Below are 12630 nucleotides of genomic sequence, written 5' to 3' on the forward strand. Positions count from 1 at the left end.
AGGGAGTAGGACCTGCGCGGTTCTTGATATGTATCAACGGGACCACAGGTAATGGCCCAAGTAATACTTTATAGGTATAGGGTTCGCTCTAAAGATGGTAAAGAATGCGCCCAGCCCGAAACTGCGGGAAAGGAAACCATGATTAAATCTGCACTGACTCGCCTGTCGCTGGTCAAACAAATCCCCCTGTTCATGCTGCTTCTTGGCCTGTTTGGCATCACCGGAATGAGCATTGCCTCCTGGATGGCGCAAAGTATCCAGGGCAACGCCCATGCCATTAACAAGGCAGGCTCACTGCGCATGCAGGCCTATCGACTGCTGGCCGAATTACCGCTCACGCCCCAGAATGACGACGATATTCGCCAGATTGAGAATGACCAGAACAACGCCGAGCTTTCAAAGGTAGTTGCCTGCGAAGGACTGCAAAACCAATACGCTTCCATACTTGATTACTGGCAGCTGTATCTCAAGCCTGAGCTTCTGCAGGCGCATCAGCCCGAACAGGCGAAAGCTGCGGTGACGGAGTTCGTTCGTCGCATCGACGGACTGGTCGCCGACCTCGACCACAAGACGGAGCGTCACCTGATACTGATTACGGCGGTGCAAACCGTATTCATCATCCTGACGTTGCTGTTCCTGTTATTGACCATCTATTTTCTTCGTCAGCGTCTGAGTAAACCCTGGCAGCTGCTGTTCACGCAGGCCAATGCCATCACGCAGGGCGATTTCAGCCTGCGCTATCGTCGCCGTTCAAAGGGTGCCAGCGCGTTAAGAAACGAAATGGACGTGCTCGGGGAGTCGCTGAATAGCATGTCGCAGGCGCTTGCCGAAATGGTCGAAAATCTGGGCCAGCGCGTCGAGGAGAAAACCGCCAGCCTACAGCTGAAAAACCAGACGCTGGACTTCCTCTACCGCGTCAGTCAACGGCTGCATACCAATCAAAACCTTGAGCAAAAGCTGCCGCCGGTGTTACAGGAGCTGCAAAAACTGACGCCACTGCGTGCGATTCAGGTTCGCCTTTACGATAACAACAGCGCCGAGTTTTTCCACGAGATTGATAGCCAGAAATCACAACCTCAGCGGCTGGAATGGGGAGACCGAGAAGCAGGCTGCGGGCTGGAAGATTCCTATCCGCTCAGTTGGCGGCTGCGCGACGGTGACGTTAACTATGGTTTGCTGCTGGCCCAGCTTCCTCTAGACCAACAGCTGTCTCAGGATCAGCTACAGTTGATTGGCACCCTGCTCGAACAGCTCGCCAGCGCGCTTACGCTCGACAGACAAACCGATAATCAGCAGCAGCTAATGCTGATGGAAGAACGTTCGACCATCGCTCGCGAGCTGCACGATTCGCTGGCCCAGTCGCTCTCCTGTCTTAAAATTCAGATGGCCTGTTTGCAAATGCAAAATCTGCCGCTCAATGAAGATAGCCAGCTGCTTATCAAACAGATGCGCGAAGAGCTGAGCACCGCGTATCGGCAATTACGTGAGCTGCTGACCACCTTCCGGCTCAAGCTAGAAACCCCGGGGCTGCGATCGGCGCTGCAACATACGGTCGATGAATTCTCTAAAAAAATGGAACTGGCGATCACGTTTGATTATCAGCTTCCGCCGCAGCTGGTTCCGGCCAATCAGGGCGTGCACCTGCTGCACATTGCTCGCGAGGCGCTGAACAATATTTATAAGCATGCCCATGCCAGCGAGGTAACGCTTAGCCTGTGCTACAAAGAGGGCGCGGTGACCATGAAAATAACGGATAACGGCCTCGGCCTCCCTGCTATCGCCTCGCGGCAGAATCACTATGGCCTGATGATAATGCAGGACCGTGCAAGCAGCCTTCAGGGTGAATGCCACATCTATGCGCGCGACGGCGGCGGCACCACGGTGTGCGTAAACTTCTCCCCCGATCCCCTTCCCTTTACTCCACAGGAGCCACGATGAGTGACCCAACGCCTTCCACTATTTTGCTGATTGACGATCATCCGATGCTACGTAACGGCGTCAAACAGCTTATTGCCCTCGACAGCGACCTGCAGGTGGTTGGCGAAGCCAATAACGGCGAACAGGGCGTTGAACTGGCACGAACCCTCGATCCGGACCTGATCCTGCTGGATCTCAACATGCCGGGCATGAACGGACTTGATACGCTCGATAAAATGCGCGAAACCGATTTGTCGGGTCGTATTGTGGTCTTTAGCGTCTCGAATAATGAAGACGACGTAGTGACCGCGTTTAAACGCGGGGCCGATGGCTATCTGTTGAAAGATATGGAGCCTGAAGATTTGCTGATTGCACTGCGCCATGCGGCCGCGGGCAAGATGGTGCTGAGCGAGGCGTTAACGCCGGTACTGACCGCCAGCCTGCGCGAAAGACGCCCTAGCACCGAGCGCGATATTCAGTCACTCACGCCGCGAGAGCGCGACATCATCAAGCTTATCGCCGAGGGCTTGCCTAACAAGATGATAGCCAGACGCCTGAACATCACCGAAAGCACGGTTAAAGTTCACGTGAAGCATTTATTGAAGAAGATGAAGCTGAAATCGCGCGTCGAGGCCGCCGTCTGGGTCCTGCAAAGCAACCATATTTAGGCTCAGTCGTCGCCGTTATTGTCGTTGCTGAAACTCAGGGCCGGTTCCTGCGGATAAGCGCTAAGCGGCGGCGGTGCCACGGTCAAGGTTATCCAGTTTGACGTCACGTGCTGCTGTTTGCTGTCAACGGCGGTCACGGACAGATGATAGGTGTTATTCGCATTCGGACTGTCGTCCCACTTCGGCACGATCACCGTCCAGCCATCGGGGTCACTGTTGGTCTTGGCCGAGGTCAGGCTCAACGCCTGCGTATCGCCCTGCCAGCTTAGCGCCTGTATTTTGTTTGCCGCGTGGATCTCAAGCTTCAGCGGCAGGCTCTCGCCGGGCTGCAAGGTCCACGGAGGCGTGGCCAAAAATACCGACAGCGTTTTGCGTTGGCGGAACTCCAGCACCGGAATATTGTTTCTGTCGACTGTATCAAAACGGCTGCCGCGCAGCGAATGGCTGTCGGACACGTAGTCAGGGGAAAGCTGCTGACTCAGCGGCACGCCCAGCTTGTAAGTCAACGAGAGTTGCAGCAGATTTTGGTTATCGCCGCTCTGCCCTTCCTGACGTTCAGCGCTCAGGGTAAACAACGGCACAGGCGTATAGTTAACCCCCAACGAAAGCGCCGACGGGTTGCTTTGATAGGTACCATCGCCAAACAGGTCAACGTGGTCACCGCGATACTGCTGGTAGGTCAGCGTAGCGCCAATCTGGCGATAGAAAGGCAAATAGGCGCGGGTACGAATATCGTAACCGGCAGCCATACGGCGCAGGGTAGTCGCGTTCTCCGACTCGGGGCTGTACCCGGAAATCGGCTGATAATAGTTGGCCGAGAAGTGCAGGTAATCTGTCCAGGCCTCTGCGCCCACGCTGCCACGCTTGAGGTCGCTGACAAAATCATCGTCGATAAACGCGTTATAGCCCAACATCCACGCGCCGCGCGACCAACGCTGCCCCAGCCCGAAGTTGCCGATGTCCGCCCCGCTCACGTGCTGAATTCCTACCTGACTGTAGGTGAGTAACGACTTGCTGGAGTAAAGCGGACTTAACAAAGCCGCCGAGCTGCCGCTGAGATTACCGCCGCTGACGTCGATATTCATTGTCGTGGTGCCGAGAGGAGAAAGTAGGCTCGAAGTCTCTTGCTTCACCAGACGCGCGGCCTGCTGTAGGGCTAGGGTCTCGGCCCCCTCGCGCAGCGGATCGTCGCTGGTGCTGGTGGTCTCACCAAACTCTTTAAGGGTGGTCGCAACTTTGGTTTCGAAGACCTGCGTCTGCGAACTCTGGCCATTCTTCACCGAACTGCCCAAATCGGGCAAGGCATTGGGGTTTGAATCGGATGCTGCGCTGTTGAAGGGAGAATGACTGTCCGATGCAGGAGCCGCATAATCAACGTCAGGATTAAGCGTTAAGGCGGAATCAGTAATAAATGCCTGGGCACTGAACGACATCAAGGCACAGTTAAGCCCAATGCCGACGGCTAACGCCGAGAGGCAAAGCAAACGCTTATCAAAATGGAAAATTTTTGCTGTGACGTTCGTCATAGTCCACACATTTTGTCATTAAGGGGTTAGCTTACCGGACGAGGGCAGAAATTCAAGTCCAGACGCCTTTGGCGACCCGCATTTATCGGCAAAAAATGCCCCAAAATGTTGCAATCTATGTGGTTTTTATACTGTTGAAACAGACAGTTATTGTGGCTGGCTCATCAACCTAGCGGCTTATCGGAGAGCTCCCACAGCTTGTGGCGGATCAACTGCTGCAATGCCAGCCCAACCTGCGACTGCGGCTGATCACGGCGGCTCAGAAGGATAACCTCGAACGGCAATGAATCCACTACCGGCACAATCTTGAGCTGATGGAGATAGCGCTGGGCGGTGAAGGTGTCGACAACACCGACGCCCCCTCCGGCCAGTACCATGTCGGCAATAACGGAATAGGTTTTGATGTGCAGCGAGGCCTGCGGGGTAAGCCCCTGCTCACGGAGCACGCGATTGAGCACCTGCCCCAGCGGGTCCTGCTGTTGCAGCATTAACAAATTATTTTCGCTGAGCCACTCGAGCGTAACCGGCCCCTCAACCGAAAAGTCCAGCGGCAGCAGTGCGACCATATTCGCGGCATACAGCGTCTCGGATACCAGCTCGGCGGAGACCTGCTCGCCAAACGCCAGAGCAAAATCCATTTTATACTGTAGTAGGTCCTGACTGAGGGTATTGAAGTGTCCGGTCACCAGTTCGACGCTGCCAGCGGGCGTCTTGCGGTGAAAGTCCACCAGCACCGGCGCCATTACGCTATGCCCCAGCGCGTGCGCTGAGCCAATTCTAACGTGCTGCCCTTCTCCCTGCCGGAGTTGCTCCGCCAGAAAACCAATCGCCTGAATGTGGCTAAACAGCGCCTCAACCTCAGGCATCAGACGACGTCCTTCCGGTGTGATAACCAGCCCCTGCGGCGTGCGGTCAAAAAGATTGAAGCCTAGCTGCTGTTCGGCGTGGTTCAGCACACGACTGACGTTGGGCTGCGACACGTTGAGCAACCGCGCCGCACCGCTCACGCTACCGGCCTGCAAAACCGCCTGGAACACTTCAATATGACGCAAACGCATGCTGGCTTTTTCCTTTAAGGCTAAATGTCACCAATACACTGGCTTTTGCCGACTTTATCAAGCCTTAAAACAAAAATACCCCCCGGATGAAACTTGGCTGAACCTGAGATTTTATCTGTTTGCCTATATGGAGATGTTCAAGGGCCCTCACCGCAAGTCTAGGATAACAATGTATGAGCACAGAGAAGGTGTTTGCATCGAATAAATTAAGCACTGGCCGCTCTTCATCAATATGAACTTGCATGATTCTTAAGCCATCGTTTCGTCAAGTAATCATCTAACTTACCCGTTGAGGAGAGAAAAATAAGCCATAAGAGCCCTGAGCTATTAGAAGGCCTGATTGATGCGGGCTAGACTTAGCAAATGCAGAACAGATAAACATTAAGTGTTTTACTAGTTGGATAAAATCTTTTATTAAGAGTGCCCGTCTATAAACTACAAAAACGTCACAATAGGAAAAAAAGTAAGGTTATCTTTTAGATGTTAAATTTAAACCTTAAAGCCAAGCCGACCTGTAATAACCTCTCTATAACTTGAGTTCGTCCTCTATAAATGGACGAAATAGGTTGAGTCAGGTCAAAAAAAGACAAGCCTCCTCTGGATTGGATTGACAAATAAAAACATTTCATGGATATTTTTTAAGATGTTTAGTCTAGCGTTCTATACTGACTAAGCCGTAGTAAAACATTTTTTTAAAAAAAATTAAAAGTCATTCGCCCTAAAGTTTAATTCTAATCATAACCAGCATATTCCCCGAAGATAACCTGAAAATAATGGTGAACGATGGAAATTTTAGAAAAGTTAAACTCACTCTCAGACAAAGTAAAACAGCAGGCCTCTCTTATCCAGACTGAGGAGGCCACCAAAAGCGCTTTTGTGATGCCATTTATAAATCAAATATTGGGTTATGATGTGTTTGACCCTCTCGAAGTTATCCCTGAATTCATCTGTGACGTTGGAACTAAGAAGGGAGAAAAAATTGACTACGCAATAATAAAAAGCAATGAAATACAAATACTTATAGAGTGCAAGAAAATTGGTGAGCTGCTGAATGTTAATCATGCCTCACAGTTATTTAGGTATTTTCATGTTACAAGCGCAAGAATTTCCATTCTCACTAATGGTCAAGTCTATAAATTTTTTACAGACCTTGATGCTCCAAATAAAATGGATGAAAAACCCTTCTTAGAGCTGGACCTGCTCGATATTGATCATAACGTTGTCCCTGAACTGTTAAAGTTGACGAAAGGTGCATTTGACGTCGAGTCAATTGTTAATGCAGCTGGCGAATTAAAATATGTCAGTCAGATAAAGAAAATCATATCTTCTCAATTTCAAAACCCTGAAGATGAGTTCGTCAGACTCATAGCCTCGCGAGTATATGACGGAATTTTAACACAAAAAGTCCGAGAGCTTTTTTTAACGCTTACGAAAAAATCTCTCACGCAATGGCTAAATGACCAAGTCAATGAAAGGCTTAAATCGGCAATTAGTGCCAATGTTCAGGTAACCCCAAAAGAAGAAGCCTCTGTTGAAACAGCAGAAGATAAAGAGAGTGTTCATAAAGAAGAAAATGGCGTGGTCACGACACCAGAAGAGATCGAAGGCTATCATATTGTAAAATCAATAATTCGAACGGTAATTGCAGCAGAAAGAGTGACTTACCGTGATACCAAGAGTTATTTCGGCATTCTTATTGATGATAATAATAGAAAACCGGTTTGCAGGCTTCATTTAAACCGTAGCCAAATGTACATAGGCATTTTTGATTCTAATAAAATTGAAACACGTCATCCAATTAACTCCTTAGATGACATATACTTATTCAGTGAGCCTTTGACACAAACAGCGTCAGCTTATAAGTAGGAAAGTCCTTTTGCGTGATGGGCTCCAGTCATTTAGAGCCCAATATCTCACCTCACTTCTGCGTCGACGTGAGGTATGAAAATGCGGCAAGCAGGCTGATGATGGCGGCAACGGTTTTACTGGTGTAGCCGACGGTGATGGCGTCGAGACGCGTTACGCCAGGGACCAGGCAAAATAGGTCTGCGAGTACGGGTTTGGCGACCATGAGTTCGAGATGATACGGCGCGCAAAAACGTCTTTCGATGCGCTTTGACGCCGCGCGGACGCTGTCTGCCGCCTGTTGATGAATTTTGTTGCGGGCGAACTCGGGGCTTAGTGACTCGGCGGCGTTGGCTGAAATTGCGCGTTTTACGCAAACGTAGTCGGTCTCGGGATAGAGCCGGTTTACCCACTGCTCAAGCTGGTCGTCACCGGTTACCAGCCACAGTGGAACGTTAAGCTCAGCCCCCACGGCCGCGTAGAGGTCGGTCTCGCCCATGATACTGCCATTAATCCTGATACGATAAAACGCCCGGCCGTTGATGGTATGCGCCAGCACGCCCATCTCACCGGCGGCACTGTGAAAACCCACAAACATCATGCCGTCGAAGCCCTGCTGCTGGAGTCCCTCGAGCATTGAGAGTCCACGGGGTTTACCCTGAACCATTCGCGCCCGTGGGTCGATATTCGCGGCGCGCAGGTTCTGCATCATTGCGTGGCTGTCGGCAACAACCACGTCGACAGCACCTCCCTCGAACGCACCGGCAATGGCCGCGTTGACCTCTTGCTCCATCAGGCCACGGGCAGTTTCATATTCCACGTTGCCCGGGCTGCACTGCTCAGGGCGCATGACGCCCGCTATACCTTCAATATCGGCCGATATAAATACTTTCATGGGTTATCTCATCATCCCTTACGTGTCACAAGATAGTCTAAAACGGCGGTTAAACCGAGCCGAGCGTGCTGCTGGAATCCAACCACCGTGTCTGCGGCCAGCATGGCGTCGAGCACCGCTTGCTCGGTGGCGTCAGCGGCCATCGCCAGCAGCGGTTCGAGGTCATCGTCTTGCAGTAAGGTGCCTTCACGACGGGTAGAAAATGCCACCGCGATATCACCTGAGCCGTGCCCCCAGTAGCTCCCAAGTCGCCCGAGCCCCGCTCCCGCGCGGCGGGCGATGCGGGTCAGTTGACGGCTGTCGAGAGGACGGTCACAGGCCATGATAATAATGATTGAACCCGCATCGACCTGCGGCGCAAGATCCGGCAATATGCTTTCGATTTCACTGCCGATGCGCACGCCGTCAAGCGTCAGTTCGGACAAGACGCCAAAGTTGGCCAGCACCAGCACGCCGAGATGGGCATCGAGGGATTGATGATATCGCGAGGCCGTTCCCACGCCGCCCTTAAGGCCGAAGCAGCTCATACCTCGCCCTGCTCCTACGCTGCCGCGCGCAAACTCGGGCCTCGCGGACCGTAAGGCTTCGAGCACGTGCCGTTCATCGACCGCCATCGCCTGAATATCATTGAGAAAGGCATCGTTGCACTCGAGCACCAGCGGATTAATGGTCGCGCTGCCTCGGCCAATCTGCGGGAAGTCGACACAGCTCTGGCGCACCATCGCGTTGAACAACGTGCCCACGGAGAAGGTATTTCCCAGTAAAATCGGCGTTTGCAGCTCGCCGAGTTCCCTCACCTGCGTCAGCCCCATCGGCTTGGCAAAGCCGTTCAACACCGCCGCGCCGCAGGGTAACGGATGAGTATAAAGATTGCCGCCCGGCGGAACGATAGCAGTAACCCCCGTCTGAATATCCCCTTCGCTCAGGGTGCTATGACCCACGGTCACCCCGACCACGTCGCTGATGCGGTTGTTAGCCCCCGTAGGGAAACGCGGGGTAAAAATCTTCCGCTGCGCCCGCCATCTTGCCAGCAAGGCATCCACGCCCTGCTGGTTAAAATCATCCGCAAACATCTTATCTCCCTGTCAACACCCTCTTAGTCATGGCCGCCGTAGCGCCAGGAAAGACGGTGATTTATTTTTTGAGTTTCGGGTCAAGCGTATCGCGCAATGCGTCACCCAACAGGTTAAACGCCAACACGGTCAGAAAAATAGCCAGCCCCGGAAATACGCTCACGTTCCACTTTCCTGCCATCATCATGTTACGGCTCATGGCCAGAATGTTGCCCCACTCCGGCACGTCCGGCTCTGGGCCAAGGCCGATAAAACTCAGGCTGGCCGCCGTTAGAATACTGGTGCCGATACGCAGGGTGAAATAAACAATCACGTTCGACAGCGTACCCGGCAGAATATGGCGCAGCAGCACCACGCGGTCAGGCGCACCGACGCAGCGCACCGCTTCCACATAGGCACTCTGCTTGATAGACAACGTCGAGGCACGCACGATGCGGGCGAAAACCGGCACGCTGAACACCGCGACGGCAATGATCACGTTATTCAGGCCGGGGCCAAGAATGGCAACCACGGCAATCGCCAGCATCACGCCGGGAAAAGCAAACAGGACGTCGGAGCCGCGCATAATCAGCATGTCGAGCCATTTGCCGTAATAACCGGCGAGCAGGCCGAGGAAGACTCCGAGGATCATCCCCAGCGTCACCGACAAAAGACCGACGTAAAGTGAAATGCGTGCGCCGTAGATGATGCGGCTGAGCACGTCGCGACCGAGATCGTCCGTGCCGAACCAATGCGCAGCGGAAGGCCCGGCACCGAGAGCCATCCAGTCCGGCGTCTGTGGGTCATAAGGCGCGAGCCAGGGGGCAAAAATCGCCACCATCAGCAGTAAAAGAATAAAAATAGACGAGACGATCGCCATGGGATGACGAATGAAAGACTGGAAAAAATCCAGCCACGGCGAGCGGATATCATCGGCAGTGCGGTGTGGCGCCGGTGCCGGTTCCAGCTGCGGTAGGGTATTGGCGGGTTGTACCATTGTTGCTCCTAACTCAGTCGAATCGCCGGGTTCACTACCGCATAAAGCAGGTCAACCAGCGTGTTAATCACAATAAACTCGAAGACAAACAGCATCACCAGTGCCTGAATAACCGGCTGGTCTTGTGTTTGAATCGACTGAATAAGCAGCCAGCCCAGACCCGGCCAGCTGAACACGGCTTCGACGATAATCGAGCCACCGAGCAGAAAACCGAACTGTAGCCCGAGCATGGTTATCACCGGAATAAGCGCATTACGCATCACGTGCTTCCAGGTCACCAGCCGCGCCCGCAGGCCCTTGGCGTTGGCGGTGCGTACGTAATCTTCCTGCGCCACGTCCAGAAACGCCGAACGGGTAAAGCGCGCCATCACCGCCGCCACCGATGAACCCAGCGTGATAGCGGGTAAAATAATGTCACTTGGCTTGTTGAAGCCACTGACTGAAAAGATGCCAAACGGCATCGCAACAAACTGGATTAACAGCAGGCCAAGCCAGAAAGGGGGCATCGAAATTCCGCCGATGGCGAAACTCATCAGCGTCCAGTCCTGCCATTTCCCCCGCTTGAGCGCGGCCCAAACGCCGATAATCAGGCCAAGCACCACCGACCAGGCAAAGCCGGCCATGGCCAGATAAAGCGTTGGCATAAACCCGGCCTCAATCACGCTCAATACCGGCTGGCGCGTACGATAGGTGGTTCCCAAATCGCCGTGAAACACGCCGCTTATCCAGTGCCAATACTGCGCCGGAAGAGGATCGTTTAAACCAAGCAGTTGCCGCGCTGACTCGACCGCCGCCAGCGTTGCGTCCTGACCGGCATAAATACGCGCTGGGTCACCCGGCAGCAGCTTGATAAAACCAAATATCAATAATGACACCACCAGCAGAACCGGGATCATTTCCAGTATTCGTCGGATAAAATATGTCAGCATAAATCCTGTTCCTCAATAACCAATGACCACCAATCTGTCGCTAAAAACGCATTACGGGCGAAACATTTCGCCCGTAATTAAACTGCATCGATTATTTGAACTGCGCCTGATTAAACAGCAGCGTACCGTCTGCCAGCATAAATACGCCGGAGAGATCTTTGGTCTTACCGACCAGGTTGTCAGGAGAGCCTAAATAGGCAACCGGTGCGTCGGCCCACAGCAGTTTCTGCGCGTCGTCATAGGCGGCTTTACGCTTGTCCATGTCGGCGGTTTGCAGCGCAGCGCTGATGTCGGCATCCACGGCCTTGTTGCTGTAGTAGGAGACGTTGTAGCCTTTTGGAATAAAGGATTCGGTCGCAAACAGCGGACGTAGCGCCCAGTCGGCGTCACCCGTCGAGGTGGACCAGGCGCCGTAGTACATCTGCACCTTGGCGTCCGCCGGATTCGGCGTGCTCCAGAGTTTTTGCGTGATGCTGCCTGCGTCCATCGGGACCTGCTTAACGCGCACGCCAATCAGCCCCAGCTGCTGCTTGAGGAACTGGCCGGTACGAATACGGTCGGTTTTATTCGAACTCCACATTTCAACGTCGAAGCCGTTTGGATAACCGGCTTCCTTCAGCAGCTCTTTTGCCTTAGCGAGGTTATAGCTGTAATCCGGTGAGGTCTGTTTCTGGTAGAACTGTACGTGCGTTGGCAGCGGAGAGGTCGAAGGTTCACCCAGACCGGCAAAACCGACCTTCAGCCAAAGGTTGCGATCAATGGCGTAGTTAATCGCCTGACGGACGCGAGGGTCCTTAAACTCCTTGAGCTGGGTGTTAAACGCAATGTAATAAAGGTAGATACCGGGGTCACGCTGAATATCGAGCTTAGGGTCACTCTTCACGGTATCGACCAAGTCTGACGGCAGCGGATACACCGCCTGCACCGCGCCAGACTTCAGCTTCGCGACCTGCGTCGAGTCTTCCGGCGTTGGGTAGAAGGTCACCGAGTCCACCTTCGGCCAGCCTTTCTGCCAGTAGTTGTCATACTTCACCAGCTTGACGTCTTTGCCCTGCTGCCATTCAACGAACTTAAACGGCCCGGTGCCAACCGGATGCACGCTGAGGTCGGCCTCGTTCGGATAAGCCTTCAGCGACGCCGGGCTGTGCATCACCGCAGAAGGATGTGCCAGTGTGTTGATCATCGCACCGAAAGGTTTGTTGAGGAAGATTTTGACTTGATAAGGGCCGGTCACCTCAACATTTTTAATCATGCTGAACAAGGAATTACGCTTAAGGTGATTCGCAGGATTGGCCAGACGATCGAGGTTGACCTTGACCGCATCGGCATTAAACGGCGTACCGTCCTGGAAAGTGACGCCCTGACGCAGATTAATGGTGAACTCGGTCGCCGAATCGTTGCTGGTGTAGTCGGTCGCCAGCACCGGGATGACTTTCATGCTCTGGTCAAATTCAAACAGACGCTGGAAGATACCGGTCTGCACCGAATAGCTCAGCGTGTCGGTGGTATCGTGCGGGTCAAAGCCCGTCACGTCGGCATACATCGAGATACTGAGGTCCTTGGCAAACGCCGAGGTAGCGAAACAGAGCGTGAGACTGGCGGCCAGTAATGTCTTGCGATTTAACATCGAATGCATGAACTTCTCCTGTGTGTCCCGGAATGTAAAAACAATTAAAAATAAACAAATGCCCTTGTCATGAGCTCTACAGCAAGGCGGTGAGCGAACGAGCCCATCGCAGCGGC

At 53.3% G+C, this 12630-nt stretch carries 10 protein-coding genes; 3 read left to right on the forward strand and 7 right to left on the reverse strand.

Going from position 1 to position 12630, the window contains the following annotated elements:
- Positions 1–138: 138 nt before the first annotated feature.
- Complete coding sequence (gene narX, locus O1V65_RS09950) at positions 139–1938, forward strand: nitrate/nitrite two-component system sensor histidine kinase NarX (protein ID WP_084912369.1); 1800 nt, start codon at positions 139–141, stop codon at positions 1936–1938.
- Entirely contained in the window at positions 1935–2585 is a 651-nt protein-coding gene (gene narL, locus O1V65_RS09955; protein WP_017490337.1) for a two-component system response regulator NarL, read from the forward strand. The genes narX and narL overlap by 4 nt, the downstream gene beginning before the upstream one ends.
- 2 nt (positions 2586–2587) lie before the next feature.
- Here the strand turns inward: narL and O1V65_RS09960 are convergent, their stop codons facing one another.
- Both O1V65_RS09960 and O1V65_RS09965 read right to left on the reverse strand, forming a co-directional pair.
- A complete protein-coding gene (locus O1V65_RS09960; protein WP_017490336.1) occupies positions 2588–4111 on the reverse strand; it encodes a YchO/YchP family invasin in 1524 nt (507 codons plus the stop codon).
- Positions 4112–4275: 164 nt separating this feature from the next.
- Positions 4276–5169, reverse strand: coding sequence for a LysR family transcriptional regulator (locus O1V65_RS09965; protein WP_165429626.1), 894 nt, complete (start codon positions 5167–5169; stop codon positions 4276–4278).
- Positions 5170–5952: 783 nt separating this feature from the next.
- Here O1V65_RS09965 and O1V65_RS09970 point away from each other — a divergent pair.
- Entirely contained in the window at positions 5953–7035 is a 1083-nt protein-coding gene (locus O1V65_RS09970; RefSeq protein ID WP_269130466.1) for a type I restriction endonuclease, read from the forward strand.
- A 52-nt stretch (positions 7036–7087) separates the two neighbouring features.
- Here O1V65_RS09970 and O1V65_RS09975 read toward each other — a convergent pair whose 3' ends face one another.
- The 5 genes from O1V65_RS09975 to O1V65_RS09995 all read right to left on the reverse strand — a co-directional run bounded on the left by O1V65_RS09975 (position 7088) and on the right by O1V65_RS09995 (position 12523).
- Positions 7088–7909: a M55 family metallopeptidase gene (locus O1V65_RS09975; RefSeq protein WP_269130467.1), complete on the reverse strand. Its 822-nt coding sequence runs from the start codon at positions 7907–7909 to the stop codon at positions 7088–7090.
- Positions 7910–7920: 11 nt separating this feature from the next.
- Positions 7921–8982, reverse strand: a complete 1062-nt coding sequence (locus O1V65_RS09980; protein ID WP_017490333.1) for a DmpA family aminopeptidase — start codon at positions 8980–8982, stop codon at positions 7921–7923.
- A gap of 61 nt (positions 8983–9043) precedes the next feature.
- Positions 9044–9958: an ABC transporter permease subunit gene (locus O1V65_RS09985; protein ID WP_017490332.1), complete on the reverse strand. Its 915-nt coding sequence runs from the start codon at positions 9956–9958 to the stop codon at positions 9044–9046.
- Positions 9959–9966: 8 nt separating this feature from the next.
- Complete coding sequence (locus tag O1V65_RS09990; protein WP_017490331.1) at positions 9967–10887, reverse strand: ABC transporter permease; 921 nt, start codon at positions 10885–10887, stop codon at positions 9967–9969.
- A 91-nt stretch (positions 10888–10978) separates the two neighbouring features.
- On the reverse strand, positions 10979–12523 hold the full coding sequence (locus O1V65_RS09995) for a glutathione ABC transporter substrate-binding protein (RefSeq protein WP_165429629.1): 1545 nt from the start codon (positions 12521–12523) through the stop codon (positions 10979–10981).
- Between the last annotated feature and the right edge of the window lie 107 nt (positions 12524–12630).

Origin of the sequence: Rouxiella badensis (assembly GCF_026967515.2) — a bacterium.
Taxonomy (GTDB): domain Bacteria; phylum Pseudomonadota; class Gammaproteobacteria; order Enterobacterales; family Enterobacteriaceae; genus Rouxiella; species Rouxiella badensis.

Coding starts and splice junctions, on each gene's coding strand:
- O1V65_RS09995 (WP_165429629.1), bottom strand. CDS start 12,523: ATGCATTCGATGTTAAATCGCAAGACATTACTGGCCGCCAGTCTCACG.
- narX (WP_084912369.1), top strand. CDS start 139: ATGATTAAATCTGCACTGACTCGCCTGTCGCTGGTCAAACAAATCCCC.
- O1V65_RS09985 (WP_017490332.1), bottom strand. CDS start 9,958: ATGGTACAACCCGCCAATACCCTACCGCAGCTGGAACCGGCACCGGCG.
- O1V65_RS09990 (WP_017490331.1), bottom strand. CDS start 10,887: ATGCTGACATATTTTATCCGACGAATACTGGAAATGATCCCGGTTCTG.
- O1V65_RS09960 (WP_017490336.1), bottom strand. CDS start 4,111: ATGACGAACGTCACAGCAAAAATTTTCCATTTTGATAAGCGTTTGCTT.
- O1V65_RS09965 (WP_165429626.1), bottom strand. CDS start 5,169: ATGCGTTTGCGTCATATTGAAGTGTTCCAGGCGGTTTTGCAGGCCGGT.
- O1V65_RS09970 (WP_269130466.1), top strand. CDS start 5,953: ATGGAAATTTTAGAAAAGTTAAACTCACTCTCAGACAAAGTAAAACAG.
- O1V65_RS09980 (WP_017490333.1), bottom strand. CDS start 8,982: ATGTTTGCGGATGATTTTAACCAGCAGGGCGTGGATGCCTTGCTGGCA.
- O1V65_RS09975 (WP_269130467.1), bottom strand. CDS start 7,909: ATGAAAGTATTTATATCGGCCGATATTGAAGGTATAGCGGGCGTCATG.
- narL (WP_017490337.1), top strand. CDS start 1,935: ATGAGTGACCCAACGCCTTCCACTATTTTGCTGATTGACGATCATCCG.